The 25,878-nt window shown below is 31.0% G+C and carries 28 protein-coding genes and 2 pseudogenes; 9 read left to right on the top strand and 21 right to left on the bottom strand.

All coding sequences use genetic code 11. The features are described 5' to 3' along the window. Positions 1–103: 103 nt before the first annotated feature. The 7 genes from B5P40_RS00155 to B5P40_RS00125 all read right to left on the bottom strand — a co-directional run bounded on the left by B5P40_RS00155 (position 104) and on the right by B5P40_RS00125 (position 3,253). Positions 104–487, bottom strand: a complete 384-nt coding sequence (locus B5P40_RS00155; protein ID WP_113708653.1) for a DUF1433 domain-containing protein — start codon at positions 485–487, stop codon at positions 104–106. Between the two features lie 77 nt (positions 488–564). Then, complete coding sequence (locus tag B5P40_RS00150) at positions 565–948, bottom strand: DUF1433 domain-containing protein (RefSeq protein WP_113708652.1); 384 nt, start codon at positions 946–948, stop codon at positions 565–567. Positions 949–1,020: 72 nt separating this feature from the next. Then, positions 1,021–1,398: a DUF1433 domain-containing protein gene (locus B5P40_RS00145; protein ID WP_113708651.1), complete on the bottom strand. Its 378-nt coding sequence runs from the start codon at positions 1,396–1,398 to the stop codon at positions 1,021–1,023. 77 nt (positions 1,399–1,475) lie between these two features. Beyond that, positions 1,476–1,862: a DUF1433 domain-containing protein gene (locus B5P40_RS00140; protein WP_113708650.1), complete on the bottom strand. Its 387-nt coding sequence runs from the start codon at positions 1,860–1,862 to the stop codon at positions 1,476–1,478. A gap of 76 nt (positions 1,863–1,938) precedes the next feature. Continuing rightward, positions 1,939–2,325, bottom strand: a complete 387-nt coding sequence (locus B5P40_RS00135; protein ID WP_113708649.1) for a DUF1433 domain-containing protein — start codon at positions 2,323–2,325, stop codon at positions 1,939–1,941. Positions 2,326–2,406: 81 nt separating this feature from the next. Further along, positions 2,407–2,790 (bottom strand): DUF1433 domain-containing protein, encoded by a 384-nt coding sequence (locus B5P40_RS00130; RefSeq protein ID WP_002205117.1) that lies wholly within the window; start codon positions 2,788–2,790, stop codon positions 2,407–2,409. 82 nt (positions 2,791–2,872) lie between these two features. After that, a complete protein-coding gene (locus B5P40_RS00125; protein WP_113708648.1) occupies positions 2,873–3,253 on the bottom strand; it encodes a DUF1433 domain-containing protein in 381 nt (126 codons plus the stop codon). A gap of 58 nt (positions 3,254–3,311) precedes the next feature. Between B5P40_RS00125 and B5P40_RS00120 the strand changes: the two genes are divergently transcribed. Both B5P40_RS00120 and B5P40_RS00115 read left to right on the top strand, forming a co-directional pair. Beyond that, on the top strand, positions 3,312–4,493 hold the full coding sequence (locus tag B5P40_RS00120; protein WP_113708647.1) for a coiled-coil domain-containing protein: 1,182 nt from the start codon (positions 3,312–3,314) through the stop codon (positions 4,491–4,493). A gap of 12 nt (positions 4,494–4,505) precedes the next feature. Then, positions 4,506–4,898 (top strand): hypothetical protein, encoded by a 393-nt coding sequence (locus B5P40_RS00115; RefSeq protein WP_113708646.1) that lies wholly within the window; start codon positions 4,506–4,508, stop codon positions 4,896–4,898. A 301-nt stretch (positions 4,899–5,199) separates the two neighbouring features. Here the strand turns inward: B5P40_RS00115 and B5P40_RS00110 are convergent, their stop codons facing one another. The 4 genes from B5P40_RS00110 to B5P40_RS00095 form a co-directional block, all read right to left on the bottom strand. After that, complete coding sequence (locus B5P40_RS00110) at positions 5,200–5,460, bottom strand: hypothetical protein (protein ID WP_088005055.1); 261 nt, start codon at positions 5,458–5,460, stop codon at positions 5,200–5,202. Positions 5,461–5,634: 174 nt separating this feature from the next. Next, positions 5,635–6,048, bottom strand: a complete 414-nt coding sequence (locus B5P40_RS00105; RefSeq protein WP_113708645.1) for a hypothetical protein — start codon at positions 6,046–6,048, stop codon at positions 5,635–5,637. Between the two features lie 73 nt (positions 6,049–6,121). After that, entirely contained in the window at positions 6,122–6,415 is a 294-nt protein-coding gene (locus B5P40_RS33975) for a hypothetical protein (RefSeq protein WP_113708644.1), read from the bottom strand. Positions 6,416–6,573: 158 nt separating this feature from the next. Beyond that, positions 6,574–7,191: a stage II sporulation protein M gene (locus B5P40_RS00095; protein WP_113708643.1), complete on the bottom strand. Its 618-nt coding sequence runs from the start codon at positions 7,189–7,191 to the stop codon at positions 6,574–6,576. A 371-nt stretch (positions 7,192–7,562) separates the two neighbouring features. Between B5P40_RS00095 and B5P40_RS00090 the strand changes: the two are divergent. The 3 genes and pseudogenes from B5P40_RS00090 (at position 7,563) to B5P40_RS00080 (ending at position 11,679) form a co-directional block, all read left to right on the top strand. After that, positions 7,563–8,507, top strand: a pseudogene (locus B5P40_RS00090) (tyrosine-type recombinase/integrase). A 319-nt stretch (positions 8,508–8,826) separates the two neighbouring features. Then, positions 8,827–11,031: a bacteriocin-associated integral membrane family protein gene (locus B5P40_RS00085; protein WP_113708642.1), complete on the top strand. Its 2,205-nt coding sequence runs from the start codon at positions 8,827–8,829 to the stop codon at positions 11,029–11,031. 9 nt (positions 11,032–11,040) lie between these two features. Next, positions 11,041–11,679, top strand: coding sequence for an ABC transporter ATP-binding protein (locus B5P40_RS00080; RefSeq protein ID WP_113708641.1), 639 nt, complete (start codon positions 11,041–11,043; stop codon positions 11,677–11,679). A 518-nt stretch (positions 11,680–12,197) separates the two neighbouring features. Here B5P40_RS00080 and B5P40_RS00075 read toward each other — a convergent pair. The 3 genes from B5P40_RS00075 to B5P40_RS00065 form a co-directional block, all read right to left on the bottom strand. Continuing rightward, the gene (locus B5P40_RS00075) at positions 12,198–13,529 is read right to left on the bottom strand and encodes an erythromycin esterase family protein (protein ID WP_113708640.1); all 1,332 of its coding nucleotides are present in this window, start codon (positions 13,527–13,529) and stop codon (positions 12,198–12,200) included. Positions 13,530–15,675: 2,146 nt separating this feature from the next. Beyond that, the gene (lepB, locus tag B5P40_RS00070) at positions 15,676–16,185 is read right to left on the bottom strand and encodes a signal peptidase I (protein WP_002192032.1); all 510 of its coding nucleotides are present in this window, start codon (positions 16,183–16,185) and stop codon (positions 15,676–15,678) included. Positions 16,186–16,278: 93 nt separating this feature from the next. Next, entirely contained in the window at positions 16,279–18,396 is a 2,118-nt protein-coding gene (locus tag B5P40_RS00065) for a peptidoglycan D,D-transpeptidase FtsI family protein (protein WP_002187935.1), read from the bottom strand. Between the two features lie 534 nt (positions 18,397–18,930). Between B5P40_RS00065 and B5P40_RS00055 the strand changes: the two genes are divergently transcribed. Both B5P40_RS00055 and B5P40_RS00050 read left to right on the top strand, forming a co-directional pair. Further along, positions 18,931–19,446 (top strand): hypothetical protein, encoded by a 516-nt coding sequence (locus tag B5P40_RS00055; RefSeq protein ID WP_002192020.1) that lies wholly within the window; start codon positions 18,931–18,933, stop codon positions 19,444–19,446. Between the two features lie 232 nt (positions 19,447–19,678). After that, positions 19,679–20,203: a hypothetical protein gene (locus B5P40_RS00050; RefSeq protein ID WP_113708638.1), complete on the top strand. Its 525-nt coding sequence runs from the start codon at positions 19,679–19,681 to the stop codon at positions 20,201–20,203. A 237-nt stretch (positions 20,204–20,440) separates the two neighbouring features. On the opposite strand, the gene B5P40_RS00045 is transcribed toward B5P40_RS00050, so the two are convergent. The 3 genes from B5P40_RS00045 to B5P40_RS33240 all read right to left on the bottom strand — a co-directional run bounded on the left by B5P40_RS00045 (position 20,441) and on the right by B5P40_RS33240 (position 21,472). After that, a complete protein-coding gene (locus B5P40_RS00045) occupies positions 20,441–20,971 on the bottom strand; it encodes an SMI1/KNR4 family protein (protein WP_002192017.1) in 531 nt (176 codons plus the stop codon). 61 nt (positions 20,972–21,032) lie between these two features. Next, positions 21,033–21,206 carry a YolD-like family protein gene (locus B5P40_RS00040; RefSeq protein ID WP_113708637.1) on the bottom strand — a complete coding sequence of 58 codons (174 nt, stop codon included), beginning with the start codon at positions 21,204–21,206 and terminating at the stop codon, positions 21,033–21,035. Between the two features lie 86 nt (positions 21,207–21,292). Next, positions 21,293–21,472 (bottom strand): DUF8096 family protein, encoded by a 180-nt coding sequence (locus B5P40_RS33240; RefSeq protein WP_082187734.1) that lies wholly within the window; start codon positions 21,470–21,472, stop codon positions 21,293–21,295. Positions 21,473–21,646: 174 nt separating this feature from the next. Here B5P40_RS33240 and B5P40_RS00030 point away from each other — a divergent pair, with 174 nt between their 5' ends. Beyond that, a complete protein-coding gene (locus B5P40_RS00030; protein WP_002192016.1) occupies positions 21,647–22,300 on the top strand; it encodes a hypothetical protein in 654 nt (217 codons plus the stop codon). A gap of 207 nt (positions 22,301–22,507) precedes the next feature. Here B5P40_RS00030 and B5P40_RS00025 read toward each other — a convergent pair whose 3' ends face one another. Then, a complete protein-coding gene (locus tag B5P40_RS00025) occupies positions 22,508–22,837 on the bottom strand; it encodes a YolD-like family protein (RefSeq protein WP_002192015.1) in 330 nt (109 codons plus the stop codon). A 15-nt stretch (positions 22,838–22,852) separates the two neighbouring features. Next, a complete protein-coding gene (locus B5P40_RS00020) occupies positions 22,853–24,124 on the bottom strand; it encodes a Y-family DNA polymerase (RefSeq protein ID WP_002192014.1) in 1,272 nt (423 codons plus the stop codon). A 454-nt stretch (positions 24,125–24,578) separates the two neighbouring features. On the opposite strand from B5P40_RS00020, the gene B5P40_RS00015 reads away from it, so the two are divergent. Next, positions 24,579–24,803: a helix-turn-helix domain-containing protein gene (locus B5P40_RS00015; protein WP_113708636.1), complete on the top strand. Its 225-nt coding sequence runs from the start codon at positions 24,579–24,581 to the stop codon at positions 24,801–24,803. A 79-nt stretch (positions 24,804–24,882) separates the two neighbouring features. Here the strand turns inward: B5P40_RS00015 and B5P40_RS00010 are convergent, their stop codons facing one another. Both B5P40_RS00010 and B5P40_RS00005 read right to left on the bottom strand, forming a co-directional pair. Further along, complete coding sequence (locus B5P40_RS00010) at positions 24,883–25,500, bottom strand: replication-relaxation family protein (RefSeq protein ID WP_002192012.1); 618 nt, start codon at positions 25,498–25,500, stop codon at positions 24,883–24,885. After that, positions 25,439–25,878, bottom strand: a pseudogene (locus B5P40_RS00005) (FtsK/SpoIIIE domain-containing protein); the annotation flags it as partial. The pseudogene B5P40_RS00005 and the gene B5P40_RS00010, both read right to left, overlap by 62 nt.

Below are 25,878 nucleotides of genomic sequence, written 5' to 3'. Positions count from 1 at the left end.
TATTTATTATAAATATGAAAGTAAACTTTTAGATATTAGTTTACTTTCATATTTTCAACTCTTTTATTTTTCTATAATAAAAATAAAAGAGTAATCGCAAAGACTACTCTTGTTGTTTTTCTTTCTCCTCCTTTTCAATTTCGGATACTGATTTTTTAGGGTTTTTTATTAGTTTTCCAAGTTCTCCAGAACGTGTGAAATCATCTTCGAAATTTTCTGTAGTACTAATATAAGCTATAAAATCCAATTCTTCATTATTGTTTATATAACCTTTTAATCTGGGAACACCCATTGGACTTACACTGTGTTCTTTAAATGTAATCGATTTTACATCTTGAATATTGTAATGAATATACTTTTCTACTCGTGCCTCTTGTGCCTTCCAAAACTTTTCTTCTTTTTCTTTTTGTTTTAAGTATTCCATAGTAAAATACCCTCCTGCTATGATCACCATAACAGTTATAACCGAAATCATTATTTTTTTCATAGAAAATCCCCTTATAAAAAACTTACCAATGTATTCTTCTTAAAAATAGGATAGAAAAGAAAAGAGTAGTACAAAGACTACTCTTGTTTTTCTTCTTTCTCTTCTTTTTCAATTTCAGATACGGATTTTCCAGGTTTTTTTATTAGTTTTCCAAGTTCTCCAGAACGATCAAATTGATCTTCGAAATTTTCTGTAGTACTAATACGAGCTACAAAATCTAATTGTTGATCATTATTTATATACCCTTTTAGTCTAGGAATTCCCATAGGATTAGTTTCATGTTCTATAAATGTAATAGATTTTACATCTTTAACATTATAACGAATATATTTTTCAACTCTCGCCTCTTGTGCTTTCCAAAACTTTTCCTCTTTTTCTTTTTGTTTTAAGTATTCCATTGTAAAATACCCTCCTGCTATGAGCACCACAGCAGATACAATCAAAATGACTATTTTCTTCATGGAAAATCCCCTTATAAAAAACTTACCAATGCTTCTTAAAATGAGACAGAGAAGAAAATAGTAGTACAAAGACTACTCTTTATGTTTTTCTTCTTTTTCGATTTCAGATACTGATTTTTCAGGGTTCTTTATTAGTTTTCCAAGTTCTCCAGAACGCGAGAATTTATCTTCAAAGTTTTCTGTAGTACTTATACTAGCATCAAACCATAGCTCTTTATCATCATTTATATATCCTTCTATAGAAGGAACCCCCATAGGACTTACACTCTTTTCTGTAAACGTAATAGATTTTACATCCTGAATATTATAACGAATATACTTTTCTACTCGTGCTTCTTGTACTTTCCAAAACTTTTCCTCTTCTTCTTTTTGTTTTAAGTATTCCATAGTAAAATATCCTCCTGCTATGATCACCATAACAGTTACAATCGAAATCATTATTTTTTTCATAGAAAATCCCCTTATAAAAAACTTACCAATGTATTCTTCTTAAAAATGGGATAGAAAAGAAAAGAGTAGTACAAAGACTACTCTTTTTTCTTTTCCTTCTCTTCTTTTTCAATTTCAGATACCGATTTTTCAGGTTTTTTTACATAGTTATCATATAGTTCTCCAGAACAAGTGAATTGGTCTTCAAAGTTTTCAGTTGTACTTACACGAGCTATGAAATCTAATTCTTTATTATTATTTATATAGCCTTTTAATCTTGGGACTCCCATAGGACTTACACTCTTTTCTGTAAACGTAATAGATTTTATATCCTGAGTATTATAACGAATATACTTTTCTACTCGTGCTTCTTGTACTTTCCAAAACTTTTCCTCTTCTTCTTTTTGTTTTAAGTATTCCATTGTAAAATACCCTCCTGCTATGAGTATCACAGCAGATACAACCAAAATGATTACTTTTTTCATTGGAAATCTCCTTATAAAAAACTTACCAATGCATCCTTCTTAAAATGGGATAGAGAAGACAAGAGTAGTGCAAAGACTACTCTTGTCTTTTTTCTTTCTCTTCTTTTTCAATTTCAGATACCGATTTTTCCGGTTTTTTCATATAGTTAGCATATAATTCTCCAGAACAGTCAAATTTATCTTCGAAATTTTCAGTAGTACTAATACGAGCTACAAAATCTAATTGTTGGTCATTATTTATATACCCTTTTAGTCTAGGAATTCCCATAGGACTAGTTTCGCGTTCTGTAAATGTAATAGATTTCACATCTTGAATATTATAATGAATATACTTTTCCACCCGTACTTCTTGTGTTTTCCAAAACTTTTCTTCTTTCTCTTTTTGTTTTAAGTATTCCATAGTAAAATACCCTCCTGCTATGAGTATCACAGCAGATACAACCAAGATCATTACTTTCTTCATTGGAAATCCCCTTATATTCAAAGCTAGTTAACATATGCTCTTTCTAAAATAGGGTACAGAAGCCAAGAGTAGTTGCAAGAACTACTCTTGGTTTTTTGCTTTCTCTTCTTTTTCAATTTCAGATACCGATTTTTCAGGGTCTTTTATAAGTTTTCCAAGTTCTCTAGAACGTGTGAAATCATCTTCGAAATTTTCTGTAGTACTAATATAAGCTATAAAATCTAATGTTTCATTATTATTTATATAACCTTTTAATCTGGGAACACCCATTGGACTTACACTGTGTTCTTTAAATGTAATAGATTTCACATCTTGAATATTATAATGAATATACTTTTCCACCCGTACTTCTTGTGCTTTCCAAAACTTTTCTTCTTGCTCTTTTTGTTTTAAGTATTCCATAGTAAAATACCCTCCTGCTATGAGCACCACAGCAGATACGACCAAAATCATTACTTTCTTCATTGGAAATTCCCCTTATAAAAAACACTTACCAATGCATTTTTCTTAGAATGGGATACAGAAGACAATAATAGTCCAAAAACTACTATTGTTTTTTTTCTTTCTCTTCTTTTTCAATTTCAGATACCGACTTTTCAGGATCTTTTATAAATTTCCCCAGTTCTCCAGAACGTCCAAAATGATCTTCAAAATTCTCTGTGGTACTAATACTTGCTACAAACCACAATTCTTGATCACCATTTATATATCCTTCTATAGTAGGGATTCCCATCGGATTTACCTCATGTTTTGTAAACATAATAGATTTCACATCTTTAATATTGTAATGAATATATTTTTCTACTCTTGTTTCTTGTGTTTTCCAAAACTTTTCTTCTATTTCTTTTTGTTTTAAGTATTCCATTGTAAAATACCCTCCTGCTATAATACAAATAATGGATATGAAAATTACCAACTTCTTCTTCATAGGAAATCCCCTTATATTTCAATATAGTTAAAATATACCATGAAATGAGTTGAAACATATGAGTGAACTTAAAAAGAATACAATTGCGACAGATGAAGATTTTTTCAAACTATCAACTGATGTTTATAACGATAAATTTTTACACAAAGGAGCCGAAATAAAAGGAGTAGGGGGTAAAAAATGGATAGTTATAGAATCAATAGATGCAGATTGCCAAAAAGTAAAAAATGGATTAGAAGCTATCGCGGTAGTACCAGCAGACAAATATGATGAAAATGTAACACATTATGATGAGATAATCCTAGCATTTCGTGGAACAGAGCCTAAGCAATTAGCAGATTTCGTAACAGATATTGATCAGATTACATTTGGAATTAAAATAAATTCTAAAGTAATTACTGCAAGTAACAGTCAAACTATAAAACCTGATTCTGAAACATCATTTGATACTGGATTAAAGTGGGCAAAAAATGACATCGTAGCAAAATATAACCCTTCTTCTCTTCATACTACTGGACATAGTAAAGGTGGTGCAGAAGCGGCCCTTATTGCTGCAGAATTAGATTGTTATACAACTACATATGCTGCACCGAATCCCTATGGTTTACTAAGTCCTGAAGCAAAAAAACGAGTAAATGAAGGGAAAATGGAAAATAAAGGAACTGATTATACACATGAAAATGACAAGATTGGTAACCACACTCAATTCGGTTCACCTCTAATTGGTAAGCAATACACAGTGAGACAGAACGATACAGAACAAGGATTTCTTACACGTTTAACTATGGACGGACACGGCAAAGATACATTTAAGGGATCCTTTCATTCAAATGGAAGCCCCATATTAAAATTAGAAACTGAAGATATTATAAGACAAGCAAAAAAAATTCAAACACTCAGCAATCGATTATCAGATATCGCAAAAAATATAGAAGAGTTTCAAAAAAAAGAAGCTGAAGCAGTTCAAAAGTTAAAAAATCAATTAAAACATGAAACAGGGCCAGGTGGAAGATATCATTTATTAGAAGAACACGAAGTAGATGAAGCCATCTCACAGATTGCTAAAATTAGAAAAGGTGGAAATGACTATTTTCATGACGCAAACCTAGCAGAAGAATTAATCCATCTTTTAAAAAAAGAACAAAAAAGTTTAAGCCGATTCGGAGATGATATTAGTGATGCAGCAAATTCACTAAGAGATAAAGACAACCAATTAGCAGCAAATTTTCTAATTAAATAAGGGGATAATTATATGATGGATTTTATGGGAGAAATTAAAAAGATAGAAAAACAAATCGAAAATGCTGCAGGAGCTGCAGGAGATTTAGCAAATCAGGTTGTTGATGAATTACAAGCTGCTAAAAAACAAATTGAAAAAGAAATGCAGCGTATGATGTTAAAAACAGAGGTAGGGTTTAAATCAATAGATATTATAAAAGAAGATACATACGCTCTTCAAAAAAACATAGGAGTATTTCACGATTTACAAACAAGTACAAGAGATATAGCATCAGAACTAGAGAAAAGTTTCGAAAGTAAAACTGGTAGTAAAATAAATGAAACATTAAAAAAATATGAAAAACAAATTAACAACAAAATTTTTAATCAGCATGTTCACTTGGCGAACAGTTGCGAAAAAAAATAAGAGAAGTATAAAAAAACTAAAAAATGCTATTATTATATTAATTTATATACATTAAAAAAAGTCCTCTTATGTAGGACTTTTTTTACTTTTTTCGAATGTAAACTTTTACCCATTAGTTTACATTCAAATCTCCTTATTCATTGACTTCAAACCAAATCCCCCGATATAATCAAAATGCACAACAAAAGTATACATTCAAAATACTATAAACAAAGAGGACAAGAAATCTGTAAACAAAAAGATCTCATTAATATAAAAAAGAATACCACCTTTAAAGGCGGTATTCTTTTTATATTTTCATCTAAGCAACTAAATAATTAAATGCCATATATATAGTTAAAAATACACCTAATACTAATTCAAGACCAATAATTATATATGAAACATTCAAATTAAAATCTCTTATACTTCTATATATAAACATAATCCCTAATAAGAAGAATGTAACATATAAATATTGACCGATACTAAAAGTTAAAGTACTCGATAGTAAAATTAAAATTATAAACAGTTTGTCTATTGTTTTATAATTAATTATTTTTTGTCCAACAAATGGTTGCATAAATTCCCTCCTAACATTTTTTTCTAATTATGGATATTATAAAGATTATTATATCATGAATTTTCTGTTTTTTAAGGTTATAAATACGCTGTTTATATAAGTTTACATAACCCCACTTATCAGCAGTCAATCTATCTAGAAATCTAGAAAAATCGAGTATTGTTGAAAGTTTATCTAAGTATAATGCAACAACCATTGTTGATCAGGACCCATAGACAAATGATTGATTCGCTTCTCTTCAAAATAACTATATAAGTCTTTCCAACTTTTTAATTCCTTAAATAAATTTGTCGTTAATTCAGAAGCAGAAAAGACATATTCGATCAGGTGCTCATACTCATAGAAATAATAAACAAATTCATAATTTATATCATTTATATAACCAGCAACCCCATAACTTTTAGGAAAGCTGTTCATTTTAATCTTAGTAGCTCTTACAAAAGATTCTGGTAAGTAACTTAATAATTCATTTTCGTTTTCAGGGATGAGGGCGTAAATATAACACCCTGAAGGATATATATCTTTAATTACTCTAATAAACATTTCTTTTGTCATTTCGCCTTCTAAATCAATCTCGATGACATCCAAAATATCATATCCTAGTTCACATAATTTTCATTATTGGGAGTTGATTAATATTAGTTATATGAAATTATCAAAGTTATTCCATTAAACCAACTATATCAAGAAAAATCATAGTAGTTATCATTGCGATAACTGCTATAAGAAATTTAAATCTGAATTTAATCTTAATACCTAGCTTATCTGGAATAAAATATATTCCCAAACCCATACTAATACGTCCTATTAATAAATATAATTGATATAAAGATTCGTTATTTATTTTTGTCTTAATATACACTTTACTGTAATCAAACAATAGGAAATATATTGAAATTATAATTAAGTAGAGAATAAATAATTTCACATAGTTTCTCAGTTTAGTTTTTCTCAAAATACCCCATACTCCTTTTAGATGTTCAATCAACTTATAAAATTTCTTTTATTAAATACCAATCTGATGTGAAGTTCACATAATCACCGTTATTGGAAGTTATAAGCATAGTTTGTATTATGTTTAGGAAAATCTTAATCTTCATCAAGCATATAAAGTTAATGAAATAAATCAAGTATAATATCAGCTATGTAAGTCTCTAAGAATGCAGCAATGATAATTATAGGTAAAGTTAAAACAGCGTAAATTTTTATTACTTCTAAAATCTTTTTACTAAGAGATACTCTTTCTTTATCTTTTTTGAACATAATTTTTAATTTGATTCTAATAAATTTATTTAATTCAAAAAGAATGGCCGCAAATAAACAATAAGCGAAAACTTCAAAAAGGGAATGAGGGAGGGTAGAAATTATCATCCCAAAACCTTTTTTAAAATCAGATTGTAACACAATTCCAAAAACAACCCCAAGAAGTGAAGAAGTTGAAATTATATGTATAACATATAAAAATTGTATTGGAATCAAGGCTAATATAAACATTTGTAAAGGTACGATAAAACCATTATTAACAATATATAACCATACCTTTTCTATACCTGTTGATTCCTTTACTTTGTCTGGCAGTCTATTTCCTATCCCTTCCATTATTTCTTTTAGATCAGGATTGATTACAAAGGTTATTATGGTTGCAATAACAGTTAGTGCTACCCCTAATATGAAAAAGTTAATAGCTCTTTTAAATACAACCTTATTAATTATTTTCGAAATAACTCTCACCTCTCTTTTCTAAATTTTACCATCCGAATAATACGGTAGTAAAGAAATTTTTCTTGTATATCGTATACATAATCGGTTAACATAACGTCTCATTATTGGTAGCAAGAACAAGACGGGTCCCTACTCTCACAAGGAATCCTCCTTTTTCTATCATTCTATACATCTTTTTATACATTTCTATTGTGGCGCGGGTTTTCGGGTTCTCGTTTGTTACTGGATTAGCCGAAAAACTGTATAAAATCTTGTAAGCTCTTAGCGTAGGGTTTTTCCGAAATGTTAGTGATACCCCAGGTATAAATTTAGAAGGGTATGTATACTTTAAGCGATTTAAAATTTGATATACTAAAAGAAAAAATTAGGATGATAAGGCTATGCCCACAAAAGAGTTCCAAGACACAGTACAGCATTTTTCTTCTTTCTTATTAGATAAAGGTAGAAAACCTTCCACAATTAAACGATAGGCCTATGATATTGAAGATTTTGGTCAATGGTTGCAAGAATCTAAAAAGCTTCCATTACACAATATATGGACGACACTTAATACAGAGGATTATGAAGAGTATTTTAATGATTTAAAGATGCAACGAAATTACTCGGATAAAACGTTACATCGTGTTTATATTGTACTTAGTAGACTTTATCAATATTTAGACCTACCTAACCCAATAGAAGATATGAATTTTGTAATTCAGCCTAATCGTGCGTTACGAGATGAAGACTTTATTTCTAAAGCGGAAGAAAAAAGATTAAAGTATATTTTAACCTCATTAGAAGGGTTAACAGAAAAACAAAGCTCCGTTCGTCCAGTACTTATGGATCGTAACATTGCTGTTGTGCATTTACTCATTAATAATGGATTGTCCTTACAAGAACTTGTAGGTTTACAGATGAAGCACGTTCATTTTGAAAACAACACGATCTCAGTACCAGGAATAGTGGGTATAGAGAGAACGATTGTTTTAAGTGAAGATGATATAAAGCGCTTATATAATTATAACAAAAGCATTCCTGAACCTGTTCGTCCAAGGTACCATAGTGATGATCCACTATTCGTTGCATTTGATTTTACTCGAAAAACTTATCATTGGTCATATGACAACGATGCTCCAAAAGCCTTAACAGAAATTGCTGTTCAAAAAATGATTCGACTTGAAGTTAAAAGAGCGAATTTACGAAAAGGAATTTCAGCACAACATCTACGGAATACTTTCATCTTATGGTTAATCGAAAATGAAGTTTTGGAGGGAGAAATAATAAAACAGGTAGGTTTTAAGTCTAAGCTTTCGTTAAAAAGATATTATGATTACATCGGTTAAAAATAACGGAGGAAGATTGTGTGAAGAAAAATATAAAACAAAAGTCATATTATATAAGGGGTAGCACCACATCGCCATCAAGCTAAGGTTTTGAAGTACCCCCTAAACGAAAATTTTATTTCTCTACAGGTAGTTACTTTGAGGAGTCAGCTTATTTTTTTCGTTTTGGGGAATTTATTTTTCTTAAGTTGATAGGCATGGGGCGGTGCGCCATTTTGAAATGAAAAATAATGATTGAAAATAAAGTCATATAGACAACATTCACCCTGATGTTTCCATTTTTATTGAAATATACTAAAATATTACAGGGGAGGGTGTTATGAAAAAAGTAGTTGTGTTTTTTCTTATTGTAGCGTCTATATTGTCAGGTTTTATTGCATTTCAACAAACGGATCATAAAGAATTTGAAAAAATGGAAAAGGTAGAACAGAGGATAGGTAAAGAGTTTGTTATCCCAGATGTACTGGGTTTTGCGAATCCTAGTGAAATTTATCCTATATTACTCGAGGCAGCAAAGGAGTCACATACAAATATTTTTCGTACAAATGTAGCGTATCATGAAGATGAACAGGCAGAAATTTTGAAGTATGTGTTACTAACAACTGAAACGATATATTTTAAACAGTTTCAGTTAAGTGGGGGGGATGTGTTAAAGCCAAAAGACACATTTCAAGGTAATGCTTTTTTATCGACAGTACATACGAAAGATACAAAACAAAAGGGAGTAATAAAAGATTTTGGAGATAATCATGTGATTACAATTAAACCGCTTCAAACGTCGTACGAACATTTACCTATGGCAGGAAGATATGTTGTAGAAGGAGTAGATGATAAATCATACGATGCATTTTTAAAGCTTTTCTCTAAAAAGTTAAATCAGCATTTTAAGCCGAAACAGTATATTGTTGCTGACGATTTTAAACGGAATCTTAGTAATAACGAAGAAGCTCTCGATTCATCAATTAATTCTTTATCCTATATTCAGTATATGGTGTTTATCGTGCTCCTATGTTTTCTCATTTATTATGTATTTAACGAAGCGAAAAGGATTGGCGTTATAAAAATGCACGGCGTATCGAATTTGCGCTTATGGTTTATCGTTATAGGTAGAACTATTGCTAGTATGTTTGTTTTATCGATAGGTATTTCCGTACTTGCAACTGCTTTCGTAAAAAATGTAACTTCAGGGTTTATCTACACCATTATGTTCGATCAATGTAAAACGTATCTCATTATTACACTATTATCTCTCGTTTCATATTTTTATATTTCTAAAATTAAAGTCAATCAAATGATTAAAAATAGAAAAGATACAAAAGGTATATTTGTATTCAATACGCTGTTGAAAGTTACTTGTTCTATTATATTTGTTTTATTAGGGACGTCTATTTTAGAACAATATATTACAGTGAAAGAAAAACAAGTGAATTTAAAAAACTGGGAGAAAAACAAAGATTATGGTGTCTTTTATCCGCGTTCTGTAGGGAATGATGAAGAACAACAAGGGATGCATAAAACGGAGTCAAGTATAAATGGTGATTTGTATCCTATTTTGAATAAAATGGGAGCGGTATTAATTGATTCCAAGGAGTATGAAGAAATAGAATTGTCTAGAAATAAAGATTATAAAGGAATTTGGTCAGTTACCGTAAATAATAATTACCTTCGCGAATTTCCGCTATATGACATACATAATCAGCGCGTGCAAGTTTCAGAAGATACGGAAAACTGGATTTTATTAGTACCTGAAAAATATCAGAACAGGGAAAAAGAAATTCTTCGCTTTTTTGAAGAACGGAGAAAGCCAGCAATAGAATATGAAGAAAAAAGAATGCACAGAGAAGTCCCGAATCATTTACGCAATCGAAAAATAGACATTATTTGGATAAATAATAATCAGGAAATCTTTAGTTTCAATCCAGATGTATATAAATCTGACAATAACAAAATTAGAGATGAAATTATTGAAGTAATGACAGAGAAGAATAGTTTTGTTGGAGAAAGAGATCTTATATTAGGCGGAGGGGCGAAGGATCCTTTAAAAATTAAGTTGATAAAGCGAGATGCAGGATTAACGTATAAGACACTAGAGCCAGAACTTAAAAGATTAGGATTAGATGATAATTTAAGATATCTTGTAACAGTTGACCAATATATTTCAAAAGATATATACAATCTGCAAAAAACAATGAAAATACTATTGACGGTTACTAGTGGACTAATTGTCGGCATATTATTTTTGGTAACACAGAATATTATTGTGTATTTCAATAAAAATCAGCAGAAAATAGTGGTAAATCGCTTATTTGGCGTAGATTTTTTTAGAACATATAAGGGATACATGTTGCAATTTGTATTAATGTGGATTGTACAACTATCAATTTGCTTCATCGTAAAGAAAGAGTTTGATTTGAAATTACTTACAGTGGTGGCAATGCTTATTTTAATTGAATTTACCGCCTCAATTATTGCATTAATCACGATGGAACGAAGAAATAAAAAAACGGTGATAAAGGGAGGTTAATATAAACGCATGCAATATATATGTGAACTAATAGATGTTTGTAAAAGTTATGGAAATCATGCAGTTTTAGATGAGTTCAATTTAAAAATTTATGAAGGGGAAATGGTTGCGATTACTGGAAAAAGCGGATCTGGTAAAACAACGATTCTAAATATTATAGGAATGCTAGAGAACCCAGATAGCGGAGTCGCTAAATTATTTGGTGCAGAGAGTCCTAATATGGGTTCTAGTAAAGCAAATAAGCTTCTGAGGACAAGAATGTCGTATCTCTTTCAAAATTATGCACTCATCGACAATGATACTGTAAATAAAAATTTAGAAATTCCCTTGATTTATGCAAAAAAAACAAAGACGGAAAAGAAAGAATTAAAAGCAGCCGCCTTAGAAAAAGTTGGACTGAGCGTATCATTACAGCAAAAAATACACGAGCTTTCAGGTGGTGAGCAACAAAGGGTTGCCATAGCAAGGATACTTCTAAAGCCTTGCGAGTTAATATTGGCCGATGAACCAACAGGCTCTTTAGATGATAACAATAGAAATGAAATCATACAAATTTTAAAAAGTCTAAATAAAGAGGGAAAGACAATTGTTATTGTCACGCATGATCCATATGTAGCACAAGTATGCGATAGAGTCATAGAATTATAATTTTTGCGGGAATGAGATTATAAAGGGAGAGGAAAATATACATATCGAACAATTCAAGCAACACATTGAAGAACTATTTGGAGAACATTTACTATTAAACAAATTCCAGCATAAACTAATGTGAATTTTGTCACGCTAAGGAAACCTAACAACAGAAACAAGTATAAATTTTTCTCTAACTATTTGATTATAGCGAATATGACTTCGGTATAGTTGATAGATGAAAATTTATTAAGTTTATCTATATTAATTTACCAAACTTTATGTCACCGTTACAAAAATACGCCATCCTTTCCTATGATTCTACAAAAAGAATAGCGTATTTTTTTATTTTAGGGGCATTTTTTTTATTAGCTTGATAGCGTTGTGGTTCTACCCCACATCCCCTTTAATTTGAAAACACTTATTCCATCTAATGACCCTTTAATGGAATAACATGACTGACATTTTTAAACAACTCTATTGACACTTAACACTAACATCAATACTACACTTCGTTGAACCACATTATCACAAGTTTATTGATGTAGTTGAGATGGACTCACTTTTTGAATTTGAACAAGTATATCAAACGATTTACCTAATGATATATCAACAGTTTTTGGTATATCAGGGCCTTCGGTAGTTATTCCAGCGAAAATTGGATGTTGTTCGTTTAACCAAGTTTTTGTCACTCCGTTCGTCTTACGTAAATCAATAAAAAATTGATCTTTTTTGACCTGTCCAAAAATGTAGTTATAACTGTTTGGATCATCTGATTTTAATGTTCCATATGGGCCAAATTCACCGTCACTATTATAGACATTATATTGTCCTTCGTAAACTGATGTTCCTATAGATACATACCGTTTCCCATAATATTCTGCTAAATGCTGTCCAGCTACTTTAGGGTATATAAAAGGAATCATATTTGTTTTCGAAACGTGTCCATTATGTCCCCATACAATAGTTTTTCCTAAATGTTCTTCAGTCCACTTCGCATTTTCATACATTGCAATATCATGTTTCAAAAAAAGGTCCGATGGTTTATCAGGAGGTGACGCTAACATTGTAGTAAACTGTTCAATAATACGGGCATTTTGTTTTATCCATGCGAACTCTTTGGATTTTCCATTTAAATAACTTCTATTTTTTTCTAATAAAGCACTGATTTGTTTAGCATCTGAAATATACTTTTCTTTTTCTTCTTTCGTAAGGCTTCCAAAGGTATCCATATCCTTTGTTACAGGGATAAGACCTTTTATCTTCTCTTCTACTCTAGGCAAAAAATCTGAATTGTTTCTTTTTATATATTCTATTATATTGTTATAAACATTCTCATTTACTGATTGAATATCCATCCCAATGACACGCACTTTAGATTTATGTTTTGGATTAGCATTATATTGCTGAATCCAACTAAGAAGATTTTGCATTTCTTTCGTGTTAAATGTAGGTGATAGATGTTGGCTTGGGTTTCCCTTACCAGTAAGAACATATCGATCAAGTTCCAAGGCTCTGTCCCATCCCTCTTCTAAAACTAAGTTGATAAAGCCCTTTTCAGATACTAAATAATTAACAATGCGGTGTTTCATTGTAAAAACTTCATGAGCCCCATGCGTAGCTTCACCTAAACCTACAATTGAAGCTGAACCTACCATATTCTTAAGTGGTTTTAAATCATTAAGAGATGCAGTTGGATTAGTTGTTTTTAAAGGCTTTGCATGTGCTTCTAACCATTCCGCTATTTGATTTGTATTGTAGGGAGCTGTAACAGAAACTTCTGTTTTCGAATCTGCATAAGTATTTCCTACAAAATTAGTCAGTGTTATAGCAGAAGCAACAATTGCAATAATCATTTTCTTTTTCATAAAAACCTCCTGAAATACTTCGTTATTAATTTTTGACATGCTCTAAAGACTTCTGTTTAAACCATTAATTCTCTTATTAGTGTTAAGATACATTTATTCTAGTTCCTAAAACTCACTTATCTCTTAATAGATTCTTAAGAAATTCTTAATTCACTCATACCAATATAAAACCAAATAACCTTCAATCCAAAAATAAAGGAAGCAGGTTATTTGGTTATTCATTCCGTAAGCTTAATGCTCAAGCTAGTCATTTTTCACAGGGTTAAACTTTATTAAAAAAACGTTATCCTTTCTAAATAAGCTAGATTAGAAAGGATGACGTTTTTTTAGTACTTAAGGGTATTAAAATCTCTTAAGTTGATAACGATGGGGTAGTACCACACATCCATCAAGTTAATATTTTGAAGTATCCCCAAAACGAAAATTTTCTTCGTTTTGGGGAACTACCAATTTCTTAAATTGATGGGCATGGGGATACTACTGTATTCTCACTTTTACTTATCCACTTGTGACAAGAATATAGGTATATTTCTTCGGATGGGATATTTTATAAAATTTGGTATTAATGACCTAAAATGGCATTTAAATGTGCTATACTCTTGATAACAATATTCCATAGGAGGATGATTATCATTAACATACTTTTAGGTATTATTGGAGCAATTGTTTTACTCGTTTTTGTTGTCCATCCAGGTGTCCCTGATAAACGTGTCCCTCTAAAATCCAAACTAGCAGTAATCCTTCCGTTGATTGTTATAGCCGGTCTAATTTCCTTGTATATTTAACTTTAACAAGTACTTAACAAACAACATTAAGATAGGTAGAAAAGAATATTTAACAACGCTAAAAGTATTTCAATGCAACACAATTTAAAACATGGTAAAAATGGTTAAAAACTCTTAACGTGGTTTTTTTCTAAAATGCTGACGATACCCCTAGATAATACTTGTGGATCTTATAAATATTGTTTCGTCTATTATGGGTTAACCCTAATCATTCATTAGTTAGCTACTGAAAATACTTTGTTTTATTTGTATGATTAGGGTGTATGATAATAAGTTTAAAAATCATAGAGAAAACCCCGATTTGATTGTATTTGGAAATAAAAGTAAGACTATAAATAAAAATCACATGTATCTTGGCTGTACCCCAACACGACAAAACAATAAGCTAACAATAGCAAGAAAAAATTCAATATAATAATTAGAATTATATTGTGATATATATCAACGGTAGATTGCAAAGAGATTTTCGTGTCTCTTCCCCTACTTTTTTCCTTGTTATATAAAATCTATATAATAAACATGAAATTGAACAAAATAGACATAACATCCCTAAAGCCGAAATGTCTTAAACAAACGTTTGTTTAATTTCCCCACAATTAATTGCTATATAATATAAGTAAAAAAGAGATAAGAGCACTATTACTAGTACATTATCTCTTTTCGAATATGCACTTCATATCCCATGTAAATTTACCACATATTTCAATGGGACTTACAAATTGCTCTTCAATAATAATTATATCTTGTTTTTTGTGAAAAATATACAATTCCAAACCCTTTCAAAAATACATGGTCTGAATGTCAGGGCCTTACATGTTTTTAAGAATTATATTTAGTGATAACAAGAAATTTATTTTATTATAATTAATTAATCATGAATATAAAAACAGGTATATCTGTAAGAATACTATATTCTTCTTCATTTACCTATGCTTATATTTTTTATAATTTATTATTATATAGATATTAATTGAAAGTATTTTGTACAAAATGAATAATTGTTTTTTTAGTAATAAAAAACAAGATACACCCCTTATTTTCTTAATTTACATAATTTTCAGATATTAAAACTCTACATGTCAAGATTTGGTATATAATGAAAGCAACCCGTAGTTAGAGTGTTTGCTCCGATTCAAGTTATGAGATAGTTTATTTCACTTTTTTTCATTATCTAAAAAAGAACTTGTAGAGATACCTACAAGTTCTTTTTATTTTCAAATTCAATATTAATAATAATTTAACTATATTAACAGGGTGCTGCTATTGTTGTGGTCTTCATGTATATTAGCAAGTATTCATTTATTCACCCAGGATTTATACTATTCAAACCTCTGTTTTTTTCTGGGAACACCATGTACTTTTTATAAAAGCCAAAAATTGCAAGCTAACACTCCTACTATACTAGTTTTATCTATATACCCTAGACCGTTTCGACTATCCATACTTTTATAACGATTATCTCCCATTACAAATAATTTGCCTGAAGGCACTTTCCTCTCGCTAAAGTTGGAGAGAAATTCAGTTTTATTAATTAAATCTTTGTAAACATAAGGTTCTTCTTGTTTCTCCCCATCTATATAAACGGAATCGTTAACCATTTCAACTGTTTCATTGGGCAAACCAATTATTCTTTTTATGTAATAATTGGAATCATTCGGTATTTTTATAACAACAATCTGCCCATGATATAATGGGCAGATTGTTGTAGCTGCTCTATTTACTAATATATATTCTTGATCTTGTACAGTGGGGTACATGGAATTTCCTTTTACTTTATAAAAATCAAAATTGAAAAATAACAACAAAAACATCAACATACCAAATAGAAAAAACTTTAAATTAAGATTATATTCTTGTTCTTCAGATAACATATGGTTCCATTCCTTATTAATAATTTCATAAAAAATGCCGCCTACTAAGTTTTAATGTAGGGGGCATTTTTTTATTATCTTCATTCGCTTTATTTAGTTTGTTTGAGAAGGGGTATTATCCCCTGTATCCTTTTTTAATTCAAAGTATGCATCTAAAATGTCTCTACCAATCATTGAATTAATTCCACCTTTATCATCATATACCCATGGTACAACAACAGAAAATGCGACTTCCGGGTTATCATATGGAGCATATCCTGCTAAAGTTAAATTATAACAACGGATTCTTTTCCCTTGTTCATCTCTACCAACAGGATCATCTCCTCCATAAACTGTTTGTGCTGTTCCTGTTTTACCAGCCGGTTTATAAGAAGCTTTTTGGAAATAATGCACACCTGTTCCATCATCTTCTTGAAATACTCTTCTGAAACCTTCTTGTACTCGATCAATATATTCTTTTTTCATATCTACACGGTTCAATACAACTGGCTCCATGGATTGTACAACTTTTCCAATCTCTTCTTCTTTCACTGTATGCTCTCGAATCTCTTGCACAATCTGTGGTTTCATTCGATATCCCCCATTTGCAATAGTAGAAATGTATTGTGCTAACTGCAATGGTGAATACGTATCATACTGTCCAATAGCTAAATCTAGTAAGAAACCTGGCTGATAATTTTCTTTACTCATTTGTCCAATAGCTTCATTTGGTAAATCTATACCTGTTGGAACACCTAAACCAAATTGTCCAAAATAATATCTCATTTTATCAAATGTAGCTGCTGTAATATTTAATGAGCTATTAGGTACATAATTTATGCCTGCAATTTTTAAAGCTGTATTGAACATGTAAACATTTGATGAAACTTGTAACGCTCGTAGGTCATCAATACTTCCAAAATCCTTCCAAGATTTTTTGGGTTTTGTTCCTTTAAAATGCATTGGTGCATCATGAAAATATGTTCCTGGCGTTATGGAACCTGTCTCAAATCCTGTTAAAAGTGTAGCTCCTTTTACGGTAGATCCAAGCTCATAAGAGCTAGTCAATGTACCTAAAGCATAATCTTCTACTTTTATATTCCCATCTTTTTTCACTAATTTTTTTCCAGCCATGGATAAAAGTTGACCTGTTTTTGGATCCATCATTACAACAAACGCTCGGTCTAATAGTGGTTCTGAACCTTTAAACTCTTTTAAACGCTTTTCAATAATCTCTTCAACCTGCTTCTGTAATTTCATATTGATTGTTAATGTTAAATTTTTTCCGTTCTTCCCGTTGGAAATCATTTCCGTTTGAGTAATATTTTTTTCTTTGTCAGTAATATTTCGAACTTCAGCTTTTTCTCCATGTAATACGTCTTCATATCGTTGTTCAATATAACTTTTTCCAATGCGATCATTACGATTGTAACCACGCACTAAATAAGAGTCTAAATTTTCTTTTGGAAGCCCTTCTTCAGCACTTGTAATATTTCCTAATACCGAACGGAATAAATCCCCATTTACATAATTACGATCCCAGTCTGTTGTTGCATCTACCCCTGGGAATCTTTCTAAATTCTCACTTATTATTGCGTATTCTTTCTCGGTTGCGTTCTTTTTTATAACTTGAGGTGTCATTTGATATCCTGAACTCATTTTACTTTTAATAGCTAATACTTTTAGGTCTTCTGGCGTTAATTTACTTAGTTCTTCATCAGTGACACGTTCTCGTCTCAATTTTTCTATTTTATTATCAAACCCTTTTCCCTCAATATTTTTTGCTCTAAGTTTTTCTTCGTCTTGTTTCGTTATTTTTTTTTGGGCCTGTTCTTTATTCATTTGCATCCAAAAATCTTTTCTATCTGTTTCAGTTAATTTATTTATATCTTCTTCGGATATTTCAATTATATTTGAAAGGTCTTTAGCTACTTTCAGAATATCATCGGATTGTATACCTTTCATTCTTGTGTACGTTATGACACGAATAGCGTTATTGTTAACAACCTTTTCACCTTCTCGATCAAAAATCTGTCCACGTGGAACGGGGACACTAATGGTTTCGTTTTCTTGTTTTTCAACTATATTTTTATAAGATTCTCCATCAACGAGTTGTACTTTTCCTAACTGAAGAATAATAGTTGAAAATAGTAAAAACACACAAAAAAACAGTGCGTTTAATCTAAAAGTAACTTTATCTTTCTTTGTTTTATTCGGCTTTCCTTTGCTCATGTAAACCTCCGCTTTAATAATATTAAATCCAATACTTTTACTTAAAATATATTAAATAATATATAAGGATAAGTAAAGTTAAATAAATTTAAAGAATTACTAAAGTATTACCTGATTTTATTAATATATATTTTTTAAAAAAGAGAGCACTTATACATGCAATCAACTTAAGAAACTTTGATACCCCTAAAATACATCTCATCACTTCAAAAGGTACACCTTTTGGGAATGGTAAAATTACATGAAATATTAGTTCCAAAATCTCAAAAATATACTTTTGAAACGTCCCTAAAAAACAGACACCTTTTGAAACTAATTTGTTATAAGGCTGTATCATATTGATTTTATAAAGCATCTGAATCTATAGGAAGAAGATGTTAAGAGATAATAAAGTTGTTTAATTTACAATAAAGTCCTTTGAAAAATAATAAAGTTGTTTAATTCTTATTGAACTAACGGTGCAGGATAGTTGAATAGGGATGATGATATAATTAAAGGGGAATGTACTTTATTTTATAATTTATGAGGTGGAAAATGGACTCTTTAGAATTAAACAAATCTAAATATATTGTCTCTAATATCAAAAACATTTTGCATAAAAAGCTTATACTTGAAAAACCGTTAACTAAAGATGAGGTGAAAAAATTAAACCTAGTTAATCCCCCTGTATACGAAAATGAGAAGTATCTCATTCAAGAACGGTGGTTTTATAGTATTAATATCGGAGAATGGGAAGATGTGGAGATTTTTATTCAAGGGAATAATGAAAATCCCGATGTGGAGATTATCGAAATGGCAGAAAAAATATTCGATGAACTCCATCTACATATAAGCCGTGCATTAAAATATTTACAGGAATTCTTCCCTAATCAAGAAATGAAGAACTACTATCTATCCACAATATGTTTTGGAAAGATTGTTAATTTTGACGATTATATATTTTCAGGGTTTAGTTTAGCTTTTATTTTTGATGGTCACTTTGAGTTTCAGTATAAAGTAAAATTTAAAGAGGATGGATGGCCTATTGGTTTTGAAGGTGGGCCACTTTAATAATCATAGATAATTTTTTCTTATTGAACTAACGGGTGCTTTAGTTGAACAAGATTTAAACAACTTTATTATTGATTTTTGAGTGCACACACCTTTAAATGGATAGAAATTAAACAACCTTAAAGAGCTTTACTACAATACAATGTAGCAAGGCTCTTGTATTTTTTATATCTAAATTAAATAACTTTATTATCACTTTACAATATCAGAACTTTAGGAAGAAGGGGGGATTATGATGAATAAAGAAATTCAAGGATTGTTTGATGATCTCAATTTATTTGCCCGACAAATTGCAAATGTAAGATTGTTAAATTTATCATTTGATGTATATGAATTTAGAGATGAATATGCAATGCAAGTAGACTTAACATTCGCCAGAAAAGGTCAATTTGATAATATTCAAGAGGCATTTTCTGCACTATTTAAAAAGGAATTGTTCGATGGAGAAGAATGGGATATTAGTGATGAGCCAGAACCTTCAGACGAACAATGGCTAACAGCACTAAAAGATGGTTGGATTAATACATACTATTCAAGAGTATGTATTAGCATAGAGTCAGTAAACAAAGATGACTTTATAAGTAGATTTAAAAGGGATTTAGCTGATGTGAATACACCAGAACAAGTTATTAAAGAACTCTTAATTAGATTAAGTCATATTGAAACAATACAAGTACAAAAGGGGTATGTTTATGATTGTATATTCGGACAATCTGATAGCCATTATTTTTTGTATGAATGGGGAATATATGATTAAAATCATTATAACGACTAAGATTGTGACGAAACGTACTTAAAGTAACGGGGGCGTTGGTGAAATAACGGATAACAAAACAATCAAACTTTTTTATAAAATTTATATACTAATTAGCAAAAAAAGACTCCATTTTAACCAATCTTTTTTCAAAATGGAGTCTTTGGGTTTGGCGTAAAATCAAGGTGCATACAATATTTCTAATCCAACTTTAATTCAAACTTACAACTCTAAGTACATTTATTCACAATTCTCTTCTTTCAAACAGATTTCTATGAATTCAAATAAACCTTTTGCCTCAATAGAACGTTGTCCCCAATCATGCCAATAATATAGCACTTGTCCTACTACTCCAGATTCTGATGGATCTGTATCAATACAAAGATAATCCCCGCCACCATTTTCTGCAATTGGAATCCACTTGGAATTCCAAAGAACTGGTTTAAGCTCTTTTTCAATATCTGGCTCTAAATCATCATCTGGATCGAATTCTTCCTGTAAAAATTTCCAATTATCGATAATTTCGGAAGTAGGGGACAAAGTCAAATTCCTAACAATTGGATTTACCCCGGGCTCCCAAACTTGTCCGTTATACACCCTGTAAAAGTTCTTCATCTCTTCAGGAAGTGTAACCCCCAGTGTACCCTCAATAATTTGAAACTCTTCATAACTTGCACCTGGCTGAAGATTTAATGATTCTTTAAAGTTACCTTCAGAATTTGATCCTCTTTCAATAATACATTGCCATAACCATTCAGCTTGATTAATCATGCTATTTATCCTCCTCACACGTCTCAAACATTTTTCTCCCTACCCTTTGAATTGTAAATCCTTATGTATATTTAATATCAGTTACATGACCAATCTCTATATATAATACCTTATCATTTTGGTTCATAATTCTTAACTCATTTCGAGTCATATCGTAAAAATGAATATGGCCAATTTCTGAATGCAATTTGTGCTGTTTGTGGTATGAGATGTTTACTTGCTTACTTTCAGCAATTGCTACCCCTAATAATAAGGGACTCTATTTTTTATGTATATCTTATAGTTCATTTTATTTTATAAAGAAAAAAGCCCCGGATAGGACTATATGATTTTCTTCATACCGCATTGACGACATTCTCTTAAAAAGATGAAATCTTTAACGGAACTCTTGAATGAGGTATTGCCGCAATTGTCGCAACGACCGCTAATTTTATCGGGGAACTCTGTGTATGCGTATATTTTGCTTAGATCGTATTCTTGTTTAGGTTCTTTATTTTCCATTTGTTTCACCTACATATCAATCTGAATTAATATCACTTAATCATAATAACATGAAGTATTGTTCACAAATAATAAAGTTGTTAAAAAATAATAAAGTCATTTCAAAAATAAAATAGATGTTTTCAAAAATGGTATTATTATCTATGATAGGAAACAAATAAAGGGGTAGTTCAGATGTTTAAGAAGAAGGAGAAAAAAAACATTCACGCTAAACTCGTTAACAAACAAGGGGAAGTCATTCGAGAGTTAAATGGTACAGAAGAAGACTTAGAAGAAATAAGAAAAACGGGTATTGAAATTCGTTTAGTTGAAGAAAACTCATATGAAATGGTAGCAACCGATGAACAGCTAGAGAAACTAGCAAGAATCGAAGCAGAGTATGAAGAATACCTAGATGCATGGGAAGAAGCTTTAGACGAGTTAGAGCAAGAACGAGCAGAAGAAGAAGCGAAACAGAAAGAATTGAAAGAAAAGAATAAATGGAGTACAAAGAAGAAGGTAATTGTCTTTGGACTAATAGCATTCGTCTTTTTCGGATTTCCAATGATTGATGGGTATTATGAAGCGAAACTGGTACACGAAGGAACTTCATTAAACGCTGAAATTACAGGTAGACATGTAGAAAAAGGGTTTCTATCTGAACATGGAATACTAATCGTAAAGATAGACGGTAAAGAGTATAATGTAAGAGTAGGTAGAATAACCTTCAACGATGCAGAATGGTTTGGTGGACTAAGAGTTATCAAAACAAAAGAGGGTAAAGTTAAGGTAGACCCTAGATATGAAGCCGAAGATTTAGTTACAAGCTATAAAGAAATAACCAAGTAAAACTTTAATATTCGCTTCCAAAATTAAACAACATTATTATTTGCAAAAATCGAAACCATTAAAACAAAATACAAATTTTAAATAACTTTAATAACCTCCTATCATGTTGTTGATGGGAGGTTATTGCTTTTCTGAAGATAAAATTAAAGAGCTTTATTATCTCGATACAAGTGTTCACATAGTGGATGCTTTTTATTTTGTAGACGATTATGTATATTTGATATCTGTTACATGATTTACTTTTATATAAAATACATTATCATGTTGGTTCCTAATTCTTAATTCATTACAAATCATGTCATAGTAATGAATATAACCCACTTCGGTATACACTTTGTTCTGTTTTTGATATAAAATGCTTACTTGTTTATTTTCAGCAATTGCACAACACACGATATCGTTTATAAGATCTAGTTTTTGTTCATCTAAAATAGGCATCGGTACTTCGTTTTGTTTTTCATACATTTCATTTAATCCTTCGAATTGTTCTTTTATGGCTGAAAATGGAACCCATCGCATCATACCTCGATCCATCATGACTTACATTCCTCCTTATGCTTTATGACCACCAATTTTGCCGTTTCTTTCTCTCTGAGTAGCCCCCTTAATATAGCTAATCCCTCTCATAATCGAGTTTTTACCATGTTTATGCCGTATACTATCCATTGTTTTTGCTAATTTCCTTTTAGTATCTTTTTGAGAAGTATCTTCAAACAATGACATTTGAATTGCATCATCCCTGGTCAAATTTTTTAGTGTTATATGTATTTGGCGCACCGGATGTCCAGAATGAAACCTTTTTAATAGTTGCAATGAGGCCTCATACACATCTTCTGTTAAGCATGTCGGCTGATCTAATGTAATCGCTCGTTTAAATCCTCCGCCGATGTATTTGCTATAACCTATAGCAAGCTCAACCGTACGACAGCATTTATCCATAGATCGTAAACGAAAACAAGTTTCTTCAATTTGTTCTAGGAGAAGTAATTTTAATTTTTTTGGGCTAAAACAGTCTTCTAATAATATTTGCCCTTTTGTAATAGAAGTGCTTTTCGGAATGTATTTATTAGCAATACGGCTCTCATCAATACCGTATGAAAAACGATATAACTCTTCACCTTTTACTTTGCCAAATCGTTTGATTAGATGTTCTTTAGGCGTTCTAGCAACATCCTTCAAGGAAAATAGCCCCATGCTGTGTAAAGCTTCCTGAGTCGCCGTTCCAATTCCCCATACTTTTTGAAGGGGTTTAATATTCCATAATTTCTTCGAAACATCTTCGTATGACCACATTGCAATCCTGGAATTCGAATGTTTACTTTCCACATCTAGAGCAACCTTTGAGAGAAATAAGTTAGGTGCTATCCCAATGGATGCAGTTATACCAGTTGTATCATATATCTCTTTTTGAATTCGTTTAGCAATTACAATTGGATCACGTCCGAAAAGGTGCGCTGTTTGTTGCATGTCTAAAAAGCATTCGTCGATTGAGTAAACGTGTAGATCCTCTAATGCTACATACTTTGTATAAATTTCTGTGATTTGATTTGAAATTTCAACAAATCTTCTCATTGTTGCATTCACAATAATAATGTTCGGATCTTTTGGTACTTCGTATAATCTGGTTGCTGTAGAAATGCCCATTTTTTTAAGTTCGGGAGTGGCAGCAAGCACGATAGATCCTTTTCTATTTACGTCACCAACAACAGCCAATTTTACTTTTAATGGATCTAATCCTCTCATGACACACGCACAACTAGCAAAAAATGAACATAGATCAATGCAGTAAATCATTCGATTCATACACTTTGAATAATCAAACATCGTTTTAGCCCCCAAGAACAGAACGTTTGTTCTTATTATAAACCTATTGTTTTGCCTTATACAACCATTTAGAAAATATTTTTTTATTATCAATATGGTACGTGAAATTATATATATGATTCTTCAATATTCGACGACTCAACAATATGATATCTCTTAATTTATTAAACTGGTTTTCATTGCTCCATAAATTAAAAAAAGCCTAAACCCTTGTGTATCAATAGGTTCAAGCTTTTAATTTTATAGGAATACCCTTTGCAACAAGTTGCCATTAGAATAGTATATCAGCAACTTGTAGCTACTTATATGAATGCTATATTACACAAAATTATTACAGTTTTTTAGTTTTATATTTTCATTATATGCTCTAATTTTACATTTATTCTTTATTTCGAAGTTTGAAAAATAGAAGTTTTGGACAAATTATAACTAAAAAACAAATGAGGTGTAATATATGCCCTGGTTTAAAAAACCCCGTTCAAAACTTGGAAAATTCATAGATAAACACGATTTAAAACAAGTAGATATTGCCAAGGTTAGTGGACTAAGAGAGTCAACTGTTAGTCGTTTAGCAAACATAGACAGTGTTTCACCGAGTATGAAAAATGCTAATAAAATCGTCAATGCACTTCGGAAACTAACAGGCAAAAATATTAATAACACAGATTTTTGGACATGATGAGGGCTATTAAACAGCGTAGTCCTTTTTTATCAATTCGGTTGCCAAAAACCCATATTTTTTGTAATTTAGTTGCAAACTACAAAACTTCTTTTAAAAGGAATGTACGTACATACACATTATATTTCATTCCGTAGCTCTCTAATTTCTTTTCTCGATAATCCGATATTGTAAAAAATAAGATGTTTGGTACGATATCCTTTTGTTTTTTATATAGCTTTGCAATTAAACTATAATACTGTATTTTTTCTTCATTATTCTTCATGTGTTGCAGCCTATCAATTTCAACAAAATGTGGTACTTGATCTATTAAATAATAAGCATCTGGTACAATTATTTTTTCTTCATTTTGATATCTAAATTTTATAACTTGTTCTGTCTTCCAATCCGGAAAATCTAACCACATCCAAGCCTCGTTGCGTAAAAGAATATGCTCAAGTTGATGCTTCTTTTTTCGTTCATCCGGCTCTAATCCTAACAAGGCACAACCTTTCTTATTGAGGTAGTAAACATACTCCCGGTTATGAGAGGTCACATGGCAATATTCCCGTAGATCCTTCAAAATACGATTTGCATTTCGAATACTACCTAGCGCATGTATTGCTTGCAATTGCCTTCTGGACGCAAACTCCAACTTATTTAAACTCGATAAAATCTCGATCTGTCTCGCTCTCTGTTTGAGTTTCTGGTGCCTCATTTTGCTTCACCACCTTGTATTGCTTTAGTAACTCCCACATATCTTTATCCTTTAAAAAAGGTACTTGGATTTCTTCTGTACGATCCGTTTTAAACAATGCCCTTCCTGGAAGGGAAGGTAAATCCTCTAGCCCTGGTTCATCTAAAGCAACTTGTGAAGCGACCGCTGTTGGTAATCGAAAGCCTATTTTCGCATCAGCATTTTGTTTAATTTGTCTTGGTAATGTATCAGAAGTAGGATATTGCGTACAAAATATGAGCCGGAATCCTAAACCACCTCCGATTCTTGCGATTTCAGATAACATCTCCTGGCACAAAAATAATACATCACGTTGTTTTTTAGGTAATCCTTGTGTGGGACAAAGATTTGCTCCTTCAT

This window comes from Bacillus sp. SRB_8, from assembly GCF_003264205.1.
Classification (GTDB): domain Bacteria; phylum Bacillota; class Bacilli; order Bacillales; family Bacillaceae_G; genus Bacillus_A; species Bacillus_A mycoides.
The sequence above is the reverse complement of the archived record's forward strand: the minus strand, read 5'-3'. Positions and strand labels throughout refer to the sequence as shown.